Annotated in this window: 19 protein-coding genes; 6 read left to right on the plus strand and 13 right to left on the minus strand. The window is 53.2% G+C overall.

Translation table 11 applies throughout. The annotated features are described in order from the left end of the window. Window positions 1-11: 11 nt before the first annotated feature. The 5 genes from proX to HGO41_RS18475 all read right to left on the minus strand — a co-directional run bounded on the left by proX (window position 12) and on the right by HGO41_RS18475 (window position 6,467). Window positions 12-1,022 carry a glycine betaine/L-proline ABC transporter substrate-binding protein ProX gene (gene proX, locus HGO41_RS18455; RefSeq protein ID WP_112152327.1) on the minus strand — a complete coding sequence of 337 codons (1,011 nt, stop codon included), beginning with the start codon at window positions 1,020-1,022 and terminating at the stop codon, window positions 12-14. A 105-nt stretch (window positions 1,023-1,127) separates the two neighbouring features. Continuing rightward, window positions 1,128-2,327 (minus strand): glycine betaine/L-proline ABC transporter permease ProW, encoded by a 1,200-nt coding sequence (gene proW, locus HGO41_RS18460; RefSeq protein WP_250981291.1) that lies wholly within the window; start codon window positions 2,325-2,327, stop codon window positions 1,128-1,130. Next, entirely contained in the window at window positions 2,324-3,520 is a 1,197-nt protein-coding gene (proV, locus tag HGO41_RS18465; protein ID WP_013574088.1) for a glycine betaine/L-proline ABC transporter ATP-binding protein ProV, read from the minus strand. The genes proW and proV overlap by 4 nt, the downstream gene beginning before the upstream one ends. A gap of 588 nt (window positions 3,521-4,108) precedes the next feature. Continuing rightward, window positions 4,109-4,822 carry a response regulator gene (locus tag HGO41_RS18470; RefSeq protein WP_013574089.1) on the minus strand — a complete coding sequence of 238 codons (714 nt, stop codon included), beginning with the start codon at window positions 4,820-4,822 and terminating at the stop codon, window positions 4,109-4,111. Then, window positions 4,815-6,467, minus strand: coding sequence for an ATP-binding protein (locus tag HGO41_RS18475; protein WP_119261267.1), 1,653 nt, complete (start codon window positions 6,465-6,467; stop codon window positions 4,815-4,817). The genes HGO41_RS18470 and HGO41_RS18475 overlap by 8 nt, the downstream gene beginning before the upstream one ends. Window positions 6,468-6,786: 319 nt before the next feature. On the opposite strand from HGO41_RS18475, the gene HGO41_RS18480 reads away from it, so the two are divergent. After that, on the plus strand, window positions 6,787-8,142 hold the full coding sequence (locus tag HGO41_RS18480) for a 2-hydroxycarboxylate transporter family protein (protein WP_013574091.1): 1,356 nt from the start codon (window positions 6,787-6,789) through the stop codon (window positions 8,140-8,142). 350 nt (window positions 8,143-8,492) lie between these two features. After that, window positions 8,493-8,897, plus strand: coding sequence for a C40 family peptidase (locus HGO41_RS18485; RefSeq protein WP_238321184.1), 405 nt, complete (start codon window positions 8,493-8,495; stop codon window positions 8,895-8,897). 47 nt (window positions 8,898-8,944) lie between these two features. Here HGO41_RS18485 and mgrA read toward each other — a convergent pair whose 3' ends face one another. The 6 genes from mgrA to HGO41_RS18515 form a co-directional block, all read right to left on the minus strand. After that, window positions 8,945-9,988, minus strand: coding sequence for an L-glyceraldehyde 3-phosphate reductase (gene mgrA, locus HGO41_RS18490; protein WP_013574093.1), 1,044 nt, complete (start codon window positions 9,986-9,988; stop codon window positions 8,945-8,947). 117 nt (window positions 9,989-10,105) lie between these two features. Continuing rightward, window positions 10,106-11,089, minus strand: a complete 984-nt coding sequence (gene nrdF, locus HGO41_RS18495) for a class 1b ribonucleoside-diphosphate reductase subunit beta (protein WP_013574094.1) — start codon at window positions 11,087-11,089, stop codon at window positions 10,106-10,108. 21 nt (window positions 11,090-11,110) lie between these two features. Next, on the minus strand, window positions 11,111-13,273 hold the full coding sequence (gene nrdE / locus HGO41_RS18500) for a class 1b ribonucleoside-diphosphate reductase subunit alpha (RefSeq protein ID WP_013574095.1): 2,163 nt from the start codon (window positions 13,271-13,273) through the stop codon (window positions 11,111-11,113). Then, window positions 13,255-13,659 carry a class Ib ribonucleoside-diphosphate reductase assembly flavoprotein NrdI gene (gene nrdI / locus HGO41_RS18505; RefSeq protein WP_013574096.1) on the minus strand — a complete coding sequence of 135 codons (405 nt, stop codon included), beginning with the start codon at window positions 13,657-13,659 and terminating at the stop codon, window positions 13,255-13,257. The genes nrdE and nrdI overlap by 19 nt, the downstream gene beginning before the upstream one ends. Window positions 13,660-13,669: 10 nt before the next feature. After that, a complete protein-coding gene (gene nrdH, locus HGO41_RS18510) occupies window positions 13,670-13,909 on the minus strand; it encodes a glutaredoxin-like protein NrdH (RefSeq protein WP_013574097.1) in 240 nt (79 codons plus the stop codon). Between the two features lie 256 nt (window positions 13,910-14,165). Continuing rightward, window positions 14,166-14,597 carry a carboxymuconolactone decarboxylase family protein gene (locus tag HGO41_RS18515; protein WP_013574098.1) on the minus strand — a complete coding sequence of 144 codons (432 nt, stop codon included), beginning with the start codon at window positions 14,595-14,597 and terminating at the stop codon, window positions 14,166-14,168. 123 nt (window positions 14,598-14,720) lie between these two features. On the opposite strand from HGO41_RS18515, the gene pdxR reads away from it, so the two are divergent. After that, entirely contained in the window at window positions 14,721-16,172 is a 1,452-nt protein-coding gene (gene pdxR / locus HGO41_RS18520) for a MocR-like pyridoxine biosynthesis transcription factor PdxR (protein WP_112198035.1), read from the plus strand. Beyond that, entirely contained in the window at window positions 16,156-16,329 is a 174-nt protein-coding gene (locus HGO41_RS25945) for a hypothetical protein (protein ID WP_165497379.1), read from the plus strand. Before pdxR ends, HGO41_RS25945 begins: the two co-directional genes overlap by 17 nt. A gap of 237 nt (window positions 16,330-16,566) precedes the next feature. On the opposite strand, the gene HGO41_RS18530 is transcribed toward HGO41_RS25945, so the two are convergent. Further along, entirely contained in the window at window positions 16,567-16,872 is a 306-nt protein-coding gene (locus HGO41_RS18530) for an ElaB/YgaM/YqjD family protein (protein ID WP_013574100.1), read from the minus strand. A 272-nt stretch (window positions 16,873-17,144) separates the two neighbouring features. On the opposite strand from HGO41_RS18530, the gene HGO41_RS18535 reads away from it, so the two are divergent. Both HGO41_RS18535 and HGO41_RS18540 read left to right on the plus strand, forming a co-directional pair. Next, window positions 17,145-18,341, plus strand: coding sequence for an MFS transporter (locus tag HGO41_RS18535; protein WP_250981292.1), 1,197 nt, complete (start codon window positions 17,145-17,147; stop codon window positions 18,339-18,341). Window positions 18,342-18,467: 126 nt separating this feature from the next. After that, a complete protein-coding gene (locus HGO41_RS18540; protein ID WP_013574102.1) occupies window positions 18,468-18,803 on the plus strand; it encodes a DUF2002 family protein in 336 nt (111 codons plus the stop codon). Between the two features lie 64 nt (window positions 18,804-18,867). Here HGO41_RS18540 and HGO41_RS18545 read toward each other — a convergent pair whose 3' ends face one another. Beyond that, window positions 18,868-19,755: an AraC family transcriptional regulator gene (locus tag HGO41_RS18545; RefSeq protein ID WP_013574103.1), complete on the minus strand. Its 888-nt coding sequence runs from the start codon at window positions 19,753-19,755 to the stop codon at window positions 18,868-18,870. Window positions 19,756-19,821 lie beyond the last annotated feature (66 nt).

Raw genomic sequence — 19,821 nt, forward strand, 5'->3', positions numbered from 1 at the left:
TTTATAATGCGTTATTTTGCTGCGGCGGCAGCTTCTTTGATCCAGCCATCGAAGGTCGCCTGATGCGCCTTGATCCAGCCATCAACATGCTGCTGGATATCTTCTGATGAGGATTCACCTTCATGCATCCGCAGGTTCTGCGCATTCACGTCGGCCAGTGGCAGTTTCATGATGGCGAACAGTTTCGCGGCCGCCGGGTTTTTCTCAGCCCAGGCTTTGTTCGCCACGATGTGTTCGTTATTGACCGGGAAACCATAGTTCTTGCCGTTCGGCAGCGTGGTATCGAGATCTTTCTGCGAACCCGGATTGGCCGAGAACGGCACAGTCAGCCAGACCACGTCTTTGCCCGGTTTCATCTCGTTGCTGACCCAGTACGGCGTCCAGGTGAAGTACAACACCGGCTTACCGGATTTAAACCGGGTGAGGGTGTCAGCGATAATCGCCGAATAGTTCCCCTCGTTTTGCGTCACGGTATTGCTCAGACCGTAGGCTTTGATTTGGGTGTTGATCACCTGGCCGCAGACCCAGCCTGGATTACAACCCGCCATATCCGCTTTGCCGTCGCCGTCAGCGTCAAAGAGTTTGGCGATCTTCGGATCTTTCAGCTGTGACAAATCGTGGATGTGATATTTGTCGGCGGTTTTTTTATCGATCAGATAACCCTGCGCTGCGCCGCTGATGTAGGTGCCCTGACGGTAGAATTTCTGGTCGCCACCGGCTGTGTTATACATGTCTTTTTGCAGCGGCTCCCAGTTCACCGCCATGTAGGTAGAATCGCCGCTGGCGATGGCGGTATACGCCACGTTGTAATCCACTTCGCCGGTTTGCTGAACGTCATAGCCCAGTTTTTCCAGCGCGCGGTTAACCAGTTCTGTCTGGAAGGCTTCTTCCGCGATGGTACTTTGCAACGGTTTGACGACCACGCCTTTGCCCGGTAAATCGGCAGCGAAAGCAGCGGGAGTTGCCATGGATACTGCGAGGATGAGTGCTTTGATCTGTGTTTTATTCTGAGTTGTGCGCATGGTGAACCCTTATTCTTGCTTGTGAATACGTAAGAGTGGACTGCGTTGTTTTAGCTTTTTGAGAGTTCCCGGCAGCGAGCCGCCGGGAAAAATGCAGTGTGTGAATCAGGCTTTCTTCGTGAAAGGCTTCATCACCAGACCGACAGGACCGCGGGTGAACCAGCGGTGACCGCCTTTACTGCGGCTGTCGCGTCCCATCGACTGGGTGAGACGGTCGAGGATAATGGCGAGAATAACGATACCCGCACCACCGACTGACGCCAGACCCATATCCAGACGACCAATACCGCGCAGTACCATCTGACCCAGACCACCGACGGCGATCATCGAGGCGATAACCACCATCGACAGCGCCAGCATCAGCGTCTGGTTAATACCGGCCATGATGGTCGGCATCGCCAGCGGCAACTGAACTTTAAACAGCAACTGACGCGGGCTGGAACCAAAGGATTTCGCGGCTTCGATCAAGTCTTCCGGCACCTGATTGATACCCAGAATGGTCAGACGCACCACCGGCGGCAGGGCGAAGATAATCGTTACCACTACGCCCGGCACGTTACCGATACCAAACAGCATCACGATCGGCACCAGATAGACGAACGCCGGTGTGGTTTGCATGGCATCAAGCAGCGGCCTGATAATTTTCGCCGCTCTCTGACTGCGCGCCAGCCATATCCCGAGCGGCAGGCCGATCAGAATACAGAAGAACAGCGAGGTCAGAACCAGCGCCAGCGTCACCATTGCCTGTGACCAGGCACCGATTGCGCCAATCAACACCAGCGAAACCAGCGTGGCAGCACCCATGCCGAAACCGGCCATCTGCCAGGCCAGCAGGGCGAAGACCAGGATCGCAATCGGCGCTGGCAGGGATTCCAGACCATGCTGGAAACCGCTCAGGACGAAATCGACCGGAACACGGATCCCCTGAAATACCGGGCGGAAGTTACCGACCAGCCAGTCGATCCCCTCCGTCACCCAGCGGTCGAGCGGGATCAGTGTGCTGTGAAACGGATCGAGAATATTAAAATGCTGATGCTGTTCCGGGGCGACGCTCAGCCAGTCGTTGGTCTGGGCGGCGGCATGGTGCGTCGCGTCTGGTGTGCTGGTTGCGGCATCGCTGCTGCCGCCCCACGGATCACTGCTGCCTGCATCGGCTGGCGCGGCATGGGTGGCGGCGTCAGCTTGTGGCGCGACACCGCCACTGGCGTTATCGGCACTCCACGGATCCACGGAAGGATCGAGAGCCTGGGCCTGAGAGGCCTGCGCGTGCTGTGTAATGGTGTTCGTTATGGTTGAAGTGCTCATTCGTTACCCCCTTCTTTGTCCAGAGCCTGAAGCAGCATGGCTTTGGAAATAATGCCGATATAGTTATTGTCCTCATTGACGACCGGCACAGCGCAAGGCGCGGCGGCGACATGGGAAATCAGTTCGCTGAGCGGCATGTCTGCCTGCACGGCTGCCGGAGATTCCAGCAAGGCGCTTTCCAGCGACTGATTGGTTTTGAGCGCGGTTTTCAGGGATTCAATCGACACCACGCCAATGAATTTCTGTCCACGTTCAAGCACATAACCATATTCGCGGTCTTCATCTTCGAGCAGCTTGAGAGCGGCACGTGGACCAAAACCGGGGGTTTTACGAATAAGCGCGCCACGGCGGCGGGCAATGTCTTTGGCACTGAAGACCTGACTGATATCCACACCACGGAAGAACGTGCGCACATAGTCGTTGGCCGGATTATTAAGAATGTCTTCCGGCGTGCCGACCTGTACCACTTCGCCGCCCTGCATAATGGCGATGCGGTCGCCAATACGCATGGCTTCGTCCAGATCATGAGAAATGAACACAATGGTGCGCTGATGCTGAGCCTGCAGCTTCACCAGTTCATCCTGCATTTCGGTACGAATTAACGGGTCAAGTGCAGAGAAGGCTTCATCCATGAGCAGAATGTCAGGGTTGTTGGCCATAGCACGCGCTAAACCGACACGCTGGCGCATCCCGCCTGACAATTCATCCGGATAAGAGTTGGCATAGTTTTCCAGCCCGACCTGACGCAGCGCGTCAAGCGCTTTGGTATTGCGCTCTTCGACCGGCACACCAGCCAGCTCCATACCAAACGCGGTGTTATTCAACACGGTCAGGTGTGGCATCAGCGCAAAGGACTGAAATACCATACTGATTTTACTGCGGCGCACCTGGCGCAATTTTGCTTCTGAGATTTTGGCGATGTCTTCGCCGTCGATCAGGACTTCGCCACGGGTGGGCTCTATCAGACGATTGAGAAGGCGTACCATGGTGGATTTACCGGAACCGGATAACCCCATGATGACGAAAATCTCGCCTTCTTCAATGGCCAGACTGGCATTCTTAACGCCAAGTGAAAGACCGGTTTTCTCAAAAATCTCTTCTTTACCCTTGCCTGCATCAATCATCTTGAAAGCGCGATCCGGGTTTTCGCCAAATACCTTATAAAGATTCTTTACTTCGATTTTAATTGCCATGCAATGTGCATTCCTTGGATATAAATAGCCGTATCGGCTCGATGTCTAATTTTTGTGTTGGACCGTATAGGATTTTGCCTGTAACGAAATAGTGAACGCGTTATACCCTAACACATCGAAATTCTGAGACAAGTCTCAATGTTTCCGATGAATATTCATGATTGGGTTTCTGGTTACGTATTTATCTGTATTTGCGGTGTTTAATTTCGGTAAATTCAAACTGACAATTAATGACAATTTATCCCGCAAGAGCACTTTGGGTTTTTGCCTAATTTCACGACGGATGCTTTCGCTAAAAATATAAGTAATTTATTGATTTTATGGGATTTGTTGTCTTTTTTGTTTGTGTGATTTTAGAACGGAGTTATTGAGGTATTTCCCTGAAGTTAATGCGTTTTATGAGGAGGGGATTTGCAAGGGTAAATAGAGATTTGAGCTTTGCGTGAAAGCCGTGAATTTACCGCTTGTCTGAAAGATGACTACGTAATGAAATAATCACCTGAACAGGCGGGGTATGCGGGAAATTCGCCGGTGATGACACCGGCAGGGAGGGGGAAGTTCTTCACGCAAAACGGCCGAAATTCGGCCTCAGGATACGGATTTTTCTTCGTCTGCTATTTTGCGATACAGACGTCTCGGATGACCGATATTTCCGTACTGCATCTCGACGCCGATAAAGCCAATTTCCACGCAATATTCCAGATAGCGGCGACCGGTCGTTTTGCTGATCCCAACCTCTTCAACCACCTGTTCCACCGACCAGCTGACGTCGGGTTTCGCCGTGAAAACCCGCTGAACCAGTTCGAGCGTATTCGGCTCGATGCCTTTGGCAGAAGGGGCTGGCGGCGTATCGGTGGCTGGCAGATTGAACAACTTATCCAGGGCCCGCTGATCGACCACTTTCACATTACGCAGCGTTTGCACCAGTTGCATAAAGCGCTCGAGTGAACTGCGCAGACGATGGAACGACACCGGCTTGATGATGTAATCGAACGCGCCGCTGCGCATGGCCTGGCTACAGGTTTGCATATCGCTGGCAGCGGTAATGAAAATCACCGAGCAATCGAAGCTTTTCAGCAACGGGCTGTCGATCAGATCGACACCCTGACCATCCGGCAAATAGTTATCGAGTAAGATCAGACGCGGCTGATGCAGGCGCAGCAGAGAACGCGTCTGCTCCAGTGTGGCCGCAATGCCGACGACGCGCAGGTTGAAATTTTGCTCGATAAAATCACGATGCAGACCAGCCAGATGTGGCTCATCTTCCACAATCACGACATCGAGTGCGCTGCTGTTATTCATGGTTCTGTCCTGTTAACGCTTCTGCCGGATACGGGATAAAGACTGAAAATATTGTACCTTGCGGCGTGTTGTCTGAGATTTCGATGCTGCCACCCGCCTGACGGACATAACCGGCCACCAGATACAGGCCGATACCGTGTTCTGCACCCGTGGCGTCCTGCCCGCTGGAGGGCTTGCTGGTGACGCCTTGTTCAAACAGGTGCGGCTTGAGTGCATCTTCCACGCCGCTGCCCTGATCGGCGACTTCAATCAGCAGTTCCCGGTTCCGGTCGGAAATATACAATTCGACCGGTGCCGGGGGCGTCAGTGCTTTCAGTGTGGCGTCCACGGCGTTATCCAGCAAATTACCAATCACTGACATCAGTTCGGTTTCACTGATGGCTGCCGGTATGCGGGTGAGCTGACAGGCGGGATCGAAACTCAGCTCGACACCTTTTTCGCGTGCACTGACGTATTTCCCCAGCAGCAGGCCACAAAGTGCTGGCGAGGTAAAGCGTGCTGAGACGAAATCCAGCACGGCCTGCGCGCCTTCCGACTGCGCCTGAATATAGCGCATTGCATCGTCGTAACGCTGCATTTGCAGCAAGCCCGCCAGCGTCGCAGTCCAGTTCAGTTGTTCATGGCGCATAATGCGAAGGTTATCGGCATAGCGCTTTACCTGACTCAGCTGGCTGCTCAGCGTATTAATGTCGTTTTTATCACGGAAACTGAATACCCAGCCACTTTCTGCACCGGGTTCAAGTTCGATGGGTACGCGGTTGACGATCACCTGTCTCTGATTGAGTACCGTAATCTGATCATGCTGACTGTTGTTTTCACTGACACCACGTTGCGTAAAGAACGTGGGCGGCGTCTGAAGCACCTCCGCCAGCGGTTTACCCAGTAGCTCGTTTTCGGGCTGGCGGATATCCAGTAACTCGCGTGCGGCCCGGTTAATTGAAATCAGTTGCCTTTCGGCGTTGATCGCAAATACGCCCTCATACATGGCTTCCAGCAACGCTTTTTGCTGGCGGACCAGCAGGGCAATATCTTTGGGTTCCAGCCAGAACATCTGTTTTTTAACGTTGCGGGTGAACATCCATGAAAAAATAAACAGCAGTAATAAAAGCAGTAAACCGTATAAACCGGCCTGCGCCAGACGGCGGCCATTAATATTATCGATGTAAGAGGTGAGATAACCGACCGAGACAATGCCGATCACCTGATTACTGGCATCCAGAATCGGGGCTTTGCTGCGCAATGAAACGCCGATGCCGCCCTGACGTACGGAAATAATGGTTTTACCGGCCAGCACACCGGCGTTATCACCGCCAATCATCGGCAGGTCTATGCGCTCCGGGGATTCGGAATGATAAAGATGCAGCTCGCGGGTATCGCCGATAACGATATAACTGGCGTCACTTTTATCGCGTAATGGCTGGATTAGTTTCGCGATGCCGGGGATATCGCGGGCCTGCACCTTTTGCGCCAGCCCCGGCATCAGAGCGATCTCGCTGGCCTGAACCCGTGCACGCTGGCCCAGATCATGATGTAACTGACGGTCAATAATATGAAATAAAATAGCCCCCAGCAGTGCCAGCAACACGCAGGAAAATACCACCAGAGATAAAAAGAGTTTTACCTGAAAAGGTAACCTGAATTTCATACGACCTGCTGCACGGCGAACCTGAGATATACATTCAATAAGCCTATCACGGCGAAATGTGAGTCGTAATCGCAGAGAAGCGGAGTTGTGAACAGAAGATTAAAATAATGATTATTTCACACAGTAATAACAGGGTTAATAGCGGGATTTACTACTAATCTTATAATCCTTATAAATCAGGGTGCATTAACACCATAAACACCATAACAACCTTTATCCCTGCGGTTTTAATTTGAACAACCTCACACCCGGCTGACCGCCTGTTTTCATATGCTCAGACCATCAATAAGAAAAGTCTTCAGAAGAAAGAGGCAATGTCATGAGCACAACCGACGATTCCTACATCGCTGTCAAAGAAACGAAAACCTCCGGCCTCTCGGCCAGACAAAAATGGTGGCACATTCTTGATCACTACAAGATAGGCATTATCCCGCTGCCCTTTTTCCTGCTGGCGGGCGTGCTGATCCTGCTCGATTGCCTGAATGGCAAGTTGCCGAGTGACATCGTGGTGATGGTCGCCACGCTGGCCTTCTTCGGTTTTGCCTGTGGCGAGTTGGGTAAACGCTTACCTGTGGTGGGTAAACTGGGGGCCGCGGCGATTTGTGCCACTTTTATTCCTTCGGCGATGGTGCATTACGGCCTGCTGCCGGATGTTGTTGTTGATTCCACGGTCAAATTCTATAAATCCACCAATATTCTCTACCTTTATATCTGCTGCATTATTGTCGGCAGCATCATGAGCATGAACCGTCAGGTGCTGATCCAGGGCTTTATGCGTATTTTCGTACCGATGCTGTGCGGCGAAGTGGTCGGCATGATTGCCGGTATGGCGATGGGCACTGTTTTAGGTTTACCGCCAATGCAAACCTTCTTCTTCCTGATCCTGCCGATCATGGCTGGCGGTGTCGGGGAAGGTGCGATCCCGCTGTCGATGGGTTACGCGACCATCCTGCATATGGAGCAGGGCGTGGCGCTTGGGCGCATTCTGCCGATTGTTATGCTCGGTGGCCTGACGGCCATTGTGCTGGCGGGCGTGCTGAACCAGCTTGGTAAACGTTATCCGCATCTTACCGGCGAAGGCCAACTGATGCCGTCGAAAAAAGGCCAGATGGGCAGTGGCACCGATGAATTTGAGGGCAATCCGGGCGTCAACGCGCTGGCCTGTGGTGCGCTGCTGGCCATCCTGCTGTACATGGTCGGGATGCTCGGCCAGAAATGGATCGGCCTGCCAGCGCCGGTCGGCATGCTGTTTGCGGCGGTGCTGGTGAAACTGGCGAACGGTGTTTCGCCGACTATTCAGCACGGCTCGATGACGGTGTATAAATTCTTTCGTACGGCGGTAACTTATCCGGTGTTGTTCGCGGTGGGTGTCGCGATCACGCCCTGGCAGGAACTGATCAACGCTTTCACCCTTCAGAACCTGCTGGTGATTGTGACCACAGTGCTGGCGCTGGTCGGCACCGGTTTTTATGTGGGTAAGAAAATTGGCATGCACCCTATCGATGTGGCGATTGTTTCCTGCTGCCAGAGCGGGCAGGGCGGCACGGGCGACGTGGCGATTCTGACCTCCGGCAACCGCATGACGCTGATGCCTTTCGCGCAAATCGCTACCCGTATCGGGGGAGCTATCAACGTTTCTGTCGGCCTGTTTGTTCTGGCGAAGTTCTTCTCATAACACCTTCACCCACCCCTTCAGCCTAAGGGGTGGGTTTTCCTGAGAAAAAATCCCCAGTCCAATTTTGGACTCAATTCAACCTGCTTATTTATTGTCCGGCGGTTATTATTTGCGCACTCAGAGACGAGTCACCCGCCCCGTGAGCAGGTTCCCACGTAAGGAAGAGCACTATTTTTTGACGAAAGAATCCACGCATGTTCCGTATTAAATCGCTTGTTTCTGCCTTACTGCTTCTCGTTACCGGTTTGTTTAGCATCCACTCCTTTGCTTTTGATATGCCTAAAGAATTTGAGTCTATGGACACCTACAAATTTTTCCATAGCGAACTTTTTAATGGAAAAGGGTCCACCGTGACTGCGGTCAATACGGGCAACTCAGACAATATTAAAAGCGCCCTGCTGGCGGAATATCCGCGCTGGAAGGGGACGCATTACCGCTGGGGGGGCACCACCCACAAAGGCGTGGACTGCTCGTCGCTGATGCAGCATCTGTTTAATGATTCCCTGCAAACACGCCTGCCAAGAACCACCTTTCAGCAAATCAGGAACGGCAGAAAAGTGAGTAAAAATAATCTGAAACCGGGAGATTTAGTGTTTTTCAAAACGTCGCCGGGCGATCGTCATGTCGGCGTGTATGTCGGGGATCATCAGTTCATTCATGCCTCGAAAATTGAAGGCGTCACTATTTCATCACTGGATAATCAGTATTGGGTTGATCATTACGAAACCGCACGTCGTTTAGAACTGATGAGCTAAAAAAAAGGCGGATCCTTTCAGGAGATCCGCCCGTTTGTTTTGGATGGTTATTTATCTGACGAAGCCTGCCAAAGATTCAGCTGACCATCCGCCACATGCTTATCAATCGCTGTCAGTTCTTCAGCGGTGAAGCGCAGATTATCCAGCGCTTTCACGTTTTCATCCAGTTGCTCAGGGCGGCTGGCACCAATCAGCACCGACGTCACGCGATCGTCTTTCAGCAGCCAGCTCAGCGCCATCTGCGCCATGGTCTGTCCGCGCTGCTGCGCCATCTCATTGAGCAACCGCAGGCTGTTCAGGTTATCTTCTGACAGCATTTGGGCGTTCAGCCCGCGCACCTTATTCCCTTCCACCTGCATGCGCGAGCCGTCAGGGATGCCGTTGAGATACTTGCCGGTCAGCAACCCCTGCGCCAGCGGCGTAAAGGCGATGCAACCTGCGCCATTTTGGTCCAGCGTATCCAGCAAACCACTCTTATCCACCCAGCGGTTCAGCAGATTGTATGACGGCTGATGGATCAGCAGCGGTACTTTCAGCTCACGCAGTAACTCCGCCATGATCTGGGTACGTTCCGGCGAGTAAGAGGAGATCCCGACATACAATGCCTTACCGCTTTGCACCGCATAAGCCAGCGCCGCTGCGGTTTCTTCCATCGGCGTTTCTTCATCCACCCGGTGCGAATAGAAGATATCGACGTAATCCAGCCCCATGCGTTGCAGGCTCTGATCGAGGCTGGCCAGCAGATATTTGCGCGAGCCGCCGGAACCGTACGGTCCTGGCCACATGTCGTAACCGGCTTTGGTGGAGATGATCAGTTCATCGCGATATGGCGCGAAATCCTGCTTCAGCAAACGGCCAAAATTTTCTTCCGCAGAGCCCGGAGGCGGGCCGTAGTTATTCGCCAGATCAAAATGGGTGATGCCTAAATCGAAGGCTTTTTGCAGCAATGCACGCTGGGATTCCAGCGGACTGACATGGCCGAAGCTGTGCCACAGGCCAAGAGAAAGGGCAGGGAGTTGTAAACCGCTCTGACCGCAACGGCGGAATTGCATGGTTTCGTAACGGGAGGATGAGGCTTGATAGGGCGTCATGATGTTTCCTTTTTCTGATCGCGTAGGGTTTTGAAACACTGTTTCTATACTAACGCTGAGAAAAATAACGGCAACATCCGTTTTCCTCCTTCCCCTCTCACGAGGGGAAGGAGCTGTTTAGAAATCCCAGTCCTCGTCTTCGGTGTTGACGGCTTTGCCGATCACATATGACGAACCGGATCCGGAGAAGAAGTCATGGTTTTCGTCGGCGTTTGGCGATAATGCGGAAAGGATCGCCGGATTCACATCCGCCATGCTGGCCGGGAACAGGGCTTCGTAGCCGAGATTCATCAGCGCTTTGTTGGCGTTGTAATGCAGGAATTTCTTCACGTCTTCGCTCCAGCCTACACCGTCGTAAAGTTCTTCGGTGTAGCGGATCTCGTTATCGTACAAATCCTGAATCAGATCAAACGCCTGCTCCTTGATCTGACGCTGACGCTCTTCGCTTTCCAGCGCCAGCGCTTTCTGGAATTTATAGCCGATGTAGTAACCGTGAACCGCTTCATCGCGGATGATCAGACGGATCAGATCGGCGGTGTTGGTCAGCTTGGCGCGGCTCGACCAGTACATCGGCAGATAGAAACCGGAATAGAACAGGAACGATTCGAGGAACACGCTGGCGACTTTCTTCATCAGCGGATCTTCGCCGTCGTAATACGACAAAATGATTGCGGCTTTGTTTTGCAGCGCGACGTTTTCCTCACTCCAGCGGTAGGCTTCATCCACGTCCACGGTGGCGCACAGCGTCGAGAAAATCGAACTGTAAGAACGCGCATGCACCGCTTCCATAAAGCAGATATTCGAGTAAACCGCTTCTTCGTGCGGTGTCACCGCGTCCTTCATTAGCGTCGGTGCGCCGACCACGTTTTGCACGGTATCCAGCAGCGTCAGGCCGGTAAACACGCGGATCGTCAACTGTTTCTCTTTTGCGCTGAGCGTCGCCCAGGACGGAATATCGTTCGACAACGGCACCTTTTCCGGCAACCAGAAATTCGACGTCAGGCGGTTCCACACTTCCAGATCTTTATCGTCCTGGATTTTGTTCCAGTTGATGGCTTTGCTGACCGGCTGTGGCACTAACAATTGTTTTACTGCGCTCATCTTTTAAGTCCTTTCAATCGGTTACAGCGTGCAGGAAACGCAGCCCTGAACTTCGGTGCCTTCCAGCGCCATCTGGCGCAGACGGATGTAATAAATGGTTTTGATGCCTTTGCGCCAGGCGTAAATCTGCGCTTTATTGATGTCGCGCGTGGTGGCGGTATCGCGGAAAAACAGCGTCAGCGACAGCCCCTGATCGACGTGCTGCGTGGCTTCGGCGTAGGTATCAATAATTTTTTCCGGGCCGATTTCATAGGCATCCTGGTAGTAATCCAGATTGTCGTTGGTCATAAACGCCGCCGGATAATACACACGGCCAATTTTGCCCTCTTTGCGGATTTCTACGCGGGACACAATCGGATGAATACTCGACGTCGAATTATTGATGTAGGAAATAGAACCGGTGGGCGGCACCGCCTGTAAATTCTGGTTATACAGGCCATGCTGCATCACGGAGGCTTTCAGCGCCGCCCAGTCTGCGGTGGTCGGAATGGCAATACCGGCATCTGCAAACAGTTCGCGCACGCGCTCTGTTTTCGGCTGCCATTTCGCCGCCAGTGCGTCATCGACATATTTGTCGAAATACGCGCCGCTGGCGTAAGTGGAATCGCTGAAGCCTTTAAACGACTGCTGGCGCTCGATGGCGATCTGGTTCGATGCGCGGATCGCGTGGAAAGCCACGGTGCAGAAATAGATATTGGTGAAATCCAGACCTTCTTCCGAACCGTAGTAAATACGCTCGCGGCACAGGTAACCGTGCAAATTCATCTGGCCGAGGCCGATGGCGTGCGAATCCTGATTACCCTGATCAATAGATGGCACTGAGCGGATGTGGCTCATGTCAGACACCGCCGTCAGCGCACGAACCGCCATTTCGACAGTATTGCCGAAATCCGGTGAATCCATCGCCGAAGCGATATTCAGCGAACCGAGGTTACAGGAAATGTCTTTGCCAATTTCCTGATAAGACAGGTCTTCGCCGTAGATCGTCGGCGAATTCACCTGCAAAATCTCCGAACACAGGTTGCTCATATTGATGCGACCTTTGATCGGATTGGCGCGGTTAACCGTGTCTTCAAACATCATGTACGGGTAGCCGGATTCGAACTGAATTTCCGCCAGCACCTGGAAGAATTCACGCGCGTTGATTTTGCTTTTATGAATGCGCTTGTCATTCACCATCTCGCGATATTTCTCGCTGATGCTGATTTCAGACATCGGCACGCCGTACACTTTCTCCACGTGATACGGCGAGAACAGGTACATATCTTCATTATTCTTCGCCAGTTCGAACGTGATATCCGGAATAACCACACCCAGAGACAGCGTTTTAATACGAATTTTTTCGTCGGCGTTTTCGCGCTTAGTATCGAGGAAACGCAGAATATCCGGGTGATGGGCGTTCAGATAGACCGCCCCCGCGCCCTGGCGCGCACCGAGCTGGTTGGCGTAAGAGAAGGCATCTTCCAGCATCTTCATGATCGGAATAACGCCGGAAGACTGATTTTCGATGCGCTTAATCGGCGCGCCCACTTCACGAATGTTGGTCAGCATAAACGCCACACCGCCGCCGCGTTTGGAAAGTTGCAGCGCCGAGTTCACCGAGCGACCGATGGATTCCATGTTGTCTTCAATGCGCAGCAGGAAGCACGACACCAGCTCACCGCGCTGTTTTTTGCCGCAGTTAAGGAACGTCGGCGTGGCAGGCTGGAAACGGCCGGAGATGATCTCATCGACAAAATGCCCGGCGAGCTGAATGTCGCCGCGCGCCAGCGTCAATGCCACCATGCACACGCGATCTTCATAACGTTCAAGGTAGCGTTTGCCGTCGAAGGTTTTCAGCGTGTAGCTGGTGTAATACTTGAACGCGCCCAGAAACGTCTGGAAGCGGAATTTTTTGGCGTAAGCCTGTTTGAATAACGCTTTAATATCGTCAAAAGCGTACTGATCCAGCACGGCGGCTTCGTAATAGCCTTCTTCCACCAGATAACGCAGTTTCTCCGCCAGATTGTGGAAAAACACCGTGTTCTGATTAACGTGTTGCAGGAAGTATTGGCGCGCGGCCAGGCGGTCTTTATCAAACTGGATCTGGCCGTTAGCGTCGAACAGATTCAGCATCGCGTTAAGCGCGTGATAGTCCGGGCCGCGGGTGCCGGGGTCGGTGATTGCTAGTTCTGTCGCTGCCAAAATTCTGTTACTCCCTGTCTGACCTTTGCAACGTCTTCCGGCGTTCCCAGCAACTCAAAACGGTACAGGTAAGGCACCTGACACTTTTGGGAAATAATATCGCCGGCAATACAATACGCTGCGCCGAAGTTGGTGTTTCCGGCGGCGATAACGCCGCGGATGAGTGAACGGTTATGTTCGTCGTTCAGAAAACGGATCACTTGTGTCGGCACCGCGCCTTTGGCCGAACCGCCGCCGTAGCTCGGCACCACCAGAATATACGGTAAGTCCACACGCAATTTTTCAGGCTGACGATCTACCGGGATACGGATCGCCGGCAATCCTGTTCTGCCGACGAAACGATGGGTGTTTTCTGAACTGCTGGAAAAATAGACCAACGGATTCATCCGCCAGCCCTCAGAACGCGTTCTGGAGCTGGCGCAGGGCGCTGATTTTGTCCGGACGGAAACCAGACCAGTGATCGTCACCGGCCACAATCACCGGAACCTGCTGATAGCCCATCGCACGAACCTGGCCGAGCGCCTGCTCATCCTGAGTCAAATCCACAACTTCGTAAGCGATGCCTTGTTTATCTAATGCACGGTAGGTCGCGTTGCACTGGACACAGTCTGGTTTACTGTAAATAATAATGCTCATGATTCGTATTTCCATCTTGTAAGAAATCAGAGACAATTTTTGCCTTACCGCTGTGCGGCTGCTTCAGCCGGGGAAAGGCGCGAGAGTCGGTGCCATCGTGGCGTCCCGATGAACTGAATACTAGATGTAGTGATTTGGATTTTCAACCACACAATATGTAGATTTTCTAAATTTGCTTATTGCAAAAGCGGCAAAGCCCGCAGGAAGCGGGCTGGCGAGGAAAAACTTTTTTCAGTTCGTTTTTTAAGCGGTCAAATTACTGGCGCATACCCACCGCGAGGCGGTTAAACGCATTCATCAGACCGATGGCGAAGGTCAGTTCCGAGATTTCCACGTCGCTGAATTGCGCTTTCAGCGGCTCAAAGGCGTTGTCCGGTGCGCCGGTAGCGGCAACGAATGTCAGTGATTCGGCCCACGCCAGTGCGGCACGTTCACGCTCAGAATACACGTGGCTGACCTGCCAGCCCGCCAGCTGATCCAGTTTGGTCTGCGCGACTTCCATTTTACGCAACGCTTTGGAATGCATATCCAGGCAATAGGCGCAGCCGTTAATTTGTGACACACGCAGGAACGCCAGCTCGATAATCACGTTATCCAGCGGACCGTTTTCCAGTGCGCCGAGCGCGGCTTTCATCGGTTCCATCACCGAAGAAGACAGGGAATAGTAAGGCAGGCGAAGTGCAGTCATGATGATTTCCTCTGGGCGTTTCGGGCTAAACAGCGACGCAGGGTGCGTCTCAATGACCGCTACTTTACGCTGCGTATGGTCTATACTACAGGGCCATAAAATGTCTCTTTAAGCAGGTCATGAATGAACCGCTTCGACCTTGCCTTTCATCTCGATCCCCGACACAAAGCACCGCTTTACCGGCAGATTTATCAGCGGGTGAAACAGGCGATCATGGCAGGACAGCTTAAACGCGGCAGCCGTGTGCCGTCGGTGCGGGCGCTGGCCAGCGAACTCGGCGTGGCACGCGCCACGGTTGAAAATGCCTATGGCTTGCTGATGGCGGAAGGCTTTCTGCAAAGCCGCGCACAGGCCGGAACGGTAGTCAGCGCGCCGGAAAGTTTATCCGCCCCCGCACCCTCGCCGGTCAGAGAAGATGCCGGGCGTAAACCCGTCAACCCGATGTTACCTTCCGTTTCTTCCCTGCCTTTCCAGCTCGGGCTTCCGGCACTGGATGCGTTCCCGCGTGCGATCTGGTCGCGCATTGTTTCACGGCAAATTCGTCACACCAGCATGAATGATTTAGGCCATCCGCCGCTGGCAGGGACGGACGTTTTACGCCACGCCGTCGCCCGTTATCTGCAACTTTCCCGCGGATTTACCTGCCGTCCTGAACAGATATTTATTTGCGGCGGCTATGCGCCGGTGCTGGATTTGATCATCGGCAGCCTGCTGCAACCGGGCGACGGCGTCTGGCTGGAAGACCCGGGTTATCCGGTCACGCAGGCATTTTTCCGTGCCGCCGGCGCCACGCCGATGGCGGTGAATGTTGATGATGAAGGCATGAATGTTCCGCAGGCGGTGGCGCAGTTTGCGAACGCACGATTTGCCGTGGTGACGCCCGCTCATCAAAGTCCGACCGGTGTGACCATGAGTTTAGCGCGGCGTATGGCCTTGCTGGATTGGGCAGCGCAGCAACAGGCGTGGATTATCGAAGATGATTACGACAGCGAGTTCCGCTATCACGGCCAGCCTTTGCCTTCGCTGAAAAGCCTCGATACGCAGGGAAGGGTGATTTACGCGGGAACATTCAGCAAAGTGATGTTTCCGGCGCTTCGCTGTGGATATGTCGTGGTGCCGGACAGTCTGGTGGAAAAAATCGAAGCGTATTGCCCGCTGCGAATTTGCGGAACGCCGCCTTTGGTGCAAAGCAGTATCGCGGAATTTATCGAGCAGGGGCATTTCTACCGGCATCTGAAACGGATGCGTCAGCTTTACGCTGAGCGGCGCGGCTATCTGGAAAAGGCGCTGACGGCGGCGTTTCCGGCGGACATATTACGTGTGAGCCAGCAGGTCGGCGGGATCCAGCTTTGCACCACACTGAATGCCACACTGGACGATGCGCTGATCGCCACAAATGCCCGTGAACAGGGGCTGGCAGTGCAGGCGCTGTCCGACTGGCAGGTTGAGCGCCACGTGAGGGGCGAGGCTTTACGTCCGAACGGCCTGTTGATGGGATTTGTGAATATCAGTTCGCAGCAACAGGCGGACGGGCTGGTGCAGCGGCTGGCGGCAGTGCTTGAAAACAGCCGCTGATCAGTGCGGCATTCGCCGCTATCAGCAGGTACTGGAGCTGGAAAACGGCTCGGATGATGGCGATGAATATGACTATTCTCCGGCGCGCGATGAGTGGCTGCTCACGTCTGGCAACCTGATGGCCGGAGTCAGCTATCAGCATCAGCCGTGGCGATGAAACGCAGGCATCTTCTCAACATAAAAAAGGTGACCTGGGGACGTTTAAATCCTGTCAGTCAAAGAGTTTTCGCGTTCATTTTTAACGTTAAAGGGATCCAAAAATAGAAAACGGAGCCCGGAGGCTCCGTCGTCTTTTTTTAGCAATCGCGCGGCAATGAGGGAGCCACGCGGATGTTTCAGGTTTTTAAGCCATATTCCCGACACAGGAGTGAAACATCGCAAATTGCCTTTTACGTTAGCGGCGTCCCAAAAGAACACCGATAACAATACCGATTGCGGCACCGGCACCGACGCCATACCACGGATTATCTTTCACATAATCATTGGCAGTGGCCGCCGCATCGCGTGCCTGCTGACTTAATTTTTCGCTGTTGAAACGCGCACGGGTTTCACGCAATACACCCTGTGCTTTGCTGCGGATTTTATCCAATTCATCCTTGGATTTATCACCTGCAGACTGAAGCACTTCATCCAGCGTGTCCGCCAGCAGGGTTACGTCCTGATCGATATTTTTTTCTACTTTATCTGTTCTCTTAAACATTCCGTCTCTCCTTGTGTGACTGTTGTATTAAGCATAGACCATAATGTTGTACCGGATGGTTCTTTAAGGACAAATGTCTATGATTTCGGACCTTTTCAGGCCATGGCACTGTGTCAGAAGTCAGGTGGGACGAGGGCTGGCGTGATGCGGCTCAGATTTCTCTGCAAAACAAAATCCGCGTTACAGCCGATAACATTTTTAGCCCGTTTTGAAGGCCAAACCTGTTTATACTGTTTATTCCACTCTCAGTGATCTCATTTTCGGGTCCGCCCATGTCTTTAAGTACATTGCGTTCTAACGCTCTGCTCAACAAACGCATTTTGTCGTTCATGCTGTTCACTTTCGTTGTTTATCTGACCATTGGTTTGCCGCTCGCGGTGTTGCCGGGCTTTGTGCATAACACGCTGGGATATAACTCGGTGCTGGCGGGGCTGGTGATCAGTGTTCAGTATTTCTCGACGCTCATCAGCCGGCCGCACGCCGGGCGATATGCCGATCTCCTTGGCCCGAAACGGGTGGTCATTTTTGGCCTTATTTGCTGCGGGATCAGCGGTATTTTTTACGCGATGGCGTTTTGGTTTTCGGCGTTTCCGCTGGCGAGTCTGCTGATGCTCTGTGTTGGCCGCATCTTTCTGGGTGTCGGTGAAAGCTTCGGCAGCACCGGAACTACGCTGTGGGGAATTGGTGCGGTAGGCGCGAAACATACTGCACGCGTGATTTCCTGGAATGGTGTGGCGACTTACGGCGCAATGGCCGTCGGTGCGCCGCTCGGCGTGTTACTCAACCATGCTTACGGGCTGATGGGGGTGGCGGTACTGATTATCGTCGCTGCCGCGTTTGCCGCCATACTGGCCAGCATGAAAGCCGCGATTTCCGTCACCGCCGGTAAGCGGATTGCATTCAAAGCGGTGGTCGGGCGCATCTGGCTGTATGGCCTCGGGCTGGGATTCGGCACCATCGGGTTCGGCGTTATCGCCACCTTTATTACCCTTTACTACGCTGATAAAGGCTGGAGCGGCGCGGCATTCACGCTCACCTTATTCAGCCTCGGATTTGTCGGTGCGCGCCTCGTCTTCGGCAACATGATTAACCGGTTCGGCGGCCTGCGGGTCTCACTGGTGTCCTTTGTGTTTGAAGTCGCAGGGTTACTGATGATCTGGCTGGGACTCGATCCGTTGTCGGTGCAACTGGGCGCCTTTCTTACCGGTTCCGGCTTCTCGCTGATTTTCCCTGCGCTGGGTGTGGAAGCGGTAAAACAGGTACCGCCACAAAATCAGGGCACGGCGCTGGGGCTGTATTCCGCCTTTCTGGATCTCGGGCTCGGTATTACCGGACCGGTAGCCGGGCTGATTATTTCGCATTTTGGGACGCCGTCTATTTATCTTGCGGCGGCATTTATGGTGGTGATTGCCTGGCTGCTGACCCTCAGATTATGGGTAAAAACTTCGCGGCAATCTCCTGCTGAATAGCCCTTCAAATTGCAGGGTTAAGGCATTTAGATAAATCCTAAATACGCCGAAATCGGGGATAAACGCATTGTCTGGCAGAGTTATTGCGGTAAGGTCGCCTTGCGGTTAAAGAAGCGAGGAGCAACCATGTATTTACGGCCAGATGAAGTGGCACGTGTTTTAGAAACCTCAGGGTTTGAACGTGATTTTATTGATGATAAAGCTTACGGTTACCGCCGGGGCGAGCATTATGTGTATGTAAACCGGGAAGCGCGGTTTGGCCGGACTGCCCTGGTAATACACCCGGCGCTGAAAGAGCGCAGTGAGCGTTTTGCTGAACCCACAGCATCGTTTCGCAGCAGTGAAGCCTACAAGAATTTCCCGCTGGATGTCTCCAGCGACAATGAAACTTACTATGGCATTTGCCATGGTTTCAGTTCACGCCAGATCCTGGCGAGCTATCTGGACAACGTGTTCAGATAATCCGGCGACGGAACAGAAACAGACAGCGCTGATTTCACCAGCGCTGTTTCCTCAGGTTTTTATCTCATTTCAGCGGCAACAAAATATCGGTTTGCTGCGCATGCTCCGGTAATTCCTGATCAAGATGCAGGTAGCGGAAATAAACCGGAAAATCCCGTAATTCCTCTCCGCTGTGCGGCAACCATTCGCGATAAAGATAATAAACACTGTCACTTATCCGGTCATACGCTCCGACGTGTCGAACCACCGCGCAACGTCCACCCGGCAGCGTTTTGCCGATCACTCCCTGCGGATTTTCCGGCACGGTGCCATTAGCCTGCGGGTTAAGTTCGCCGCAGACATCGAAGCGGAATTCCTCGCCCGGCGTGACCAGCGGATCGTTATACGGAATACCGTAAGTGCCGCGCTGTGTGTAATCCGAAAGCCCGGAAGCTTTGCGCCATTCGATAAACGTTGCGACCGTATTGCTCACCCGCATCGGATCCCCGAGATGTTCCAGCACCGCGACCTGCATGGGTTCCACTTCAATGATTTTGACTTCCATATTTTCCAGCCTCTGCTGATTTTCCCTGCCGGGAAATTGAAAATGCACATGCCAGTCGACCCAGACAGGATTTTTGCGAAACTCGCTGGGGCTCAGGCCAAAAGTGTTCCTGAAGGCACGGGAAAACGACTCCGGATTTTCAAATCCGGCATCCAGCGCGATACCAATCACCTTCTCGTGCGGGTTTTGTACCAGCCGGAACGAGGCGCGTTTCAGGCGCATCAGCGTGATGTAGCGGCTGACGCTGACCCCACAGAACTGGCTGAACTGCCGGTGAAAGTGAAAACGTGAGAAACAGGCGACTTCACTTAGTTGCTCCACGGTCATCGGACTGTCCAGATGCTGTTCTATATAGGTAAATACCTGCTGAAAACGTCGCTGATAAAGCTGGCTTTTGTCGTGATTCATTTCCTCTCCTTCATGGCGTTTACTTTGCCCGCCGTGTGAGGGGTTGTCCTGACTGAGATTGCTTTT

The organism is Rahnella sp. CG8 (genome assembly GCF_023701875.1).
Classification (GTDB): domain Bacteria; phylum Pseudomonadota; class Gammaproteobacteria; order Enterobacterales; family Enterobacteriaceae; genus Rahnella; species Rahnella aceris.

Bases quoted from the DNA above. Each gene is read 5' to 3' on its own strand.
- proX (WP_112152327.1), bottom strand. From the start codon at position 1,022: ATGCGCACAACTCAGAATAAAACACAGATCAAAGCACTCATCCTCGCA.
- proW (WP_250981291.1), bottom strand. From the start codon at position 2,327: ATGAGCACTTCAACCATAACGAACACCATTACACAGCACGCGCAGGCC.
- proV (WP_013574088.1), bottom strand. From the start codon at position 3,520: ATGGCAATTAAAATCGAAGTAAAGAATCTTTATAAGGTATTTGGCGAA.
- HGO41_RS18470 (WP_013574089.1), bottom strand. From the start codon at position 4,822: ATGAATAACAGCAGCGCACTCGATGTCGTGATTGTGGAAGATGAGCCA.
- HGO41_RS18475 (WP_119261267.1), bottom strand. From the start codon at position 6,467: ATGAAATTCAGGTTACCTTTTCAGGTAAAACTCTTTTTATCTCTGGTG.
- HGO41_RS18480 (WP_013574091.1), top strand. From the start codon at position 6,787: ATGAGCACAACCGACGATTCCTACATCGCTGTCAAAGAAACGAAAACC.
- mgrA (WP_013574093.1), bottom strand. From the start codon at position 9,988: ATGACGCCCTATCAAGCCTCATCCTCCCGTTACGAAACCATGCAATTC.
- nrdF (WP_013574094.1), bottom strand. From the start codon at position 11,089: ATGAGCGCAGTAAAACAATTGTTAGTGCCACAGCCGGTCAGCAAAGCC.
- nrdI (WP_013574096.1), bottom strand. From the start codon at position 13,659: ATGAATCCGTTGGTCTATTTTTCCAGCAGTTCAGAAAACACCCATCGT.
- nrdH (WP_013574097.1), bottom strand. From the start codon at position 13,909: ATGAGCATTATTATTTACAGTAAACCAGACTGTGTCCAGTGCAACGCG.
- HGO41_RS18515 (WP_013574098.1), bottom strand. From the start codon at position 14,597: ATGACTGCACTTCGCCTGCCTTACTATTCCCTGTCTTCTTCGGTGATG.
- pdxR (WP_112198035.1), top strand. From the start codon at position 14,721: ATGAACCGCTTCGACCTTGCCTTTCATCTCGATCCCCGACACAAAGCA.
- HGO41_RS18530 (WP_013574100.1), bottom strand. From the start codon at position 16,872: ATGTTTAAGAGAACAGATAAAGTAGAAAAAAATATCGATCAGGACGTA.
- HGO41_RS18535 (WP_250981292.1), top strand. From the start codon at position 17,145: ATGTCTTTAAGTACATTGCGTTCTAACGCTCTGCTCAACAAACGCATT.
- HGO41_RS18540 (WP_013574102.1), top strand. From the start codon at position 18,468: ATGTATTTACGGCCAGATGAAGTGGCACGTGTTTTAGAAACCTCAGGG.
- HGO41_RS18545 (WP_013574103.1), bottom strand. From the start codon at position 19,755: ATGAATCACGACAAAAGCCAGCTTTATCAGCGACGTTTTCAGCAGGTA.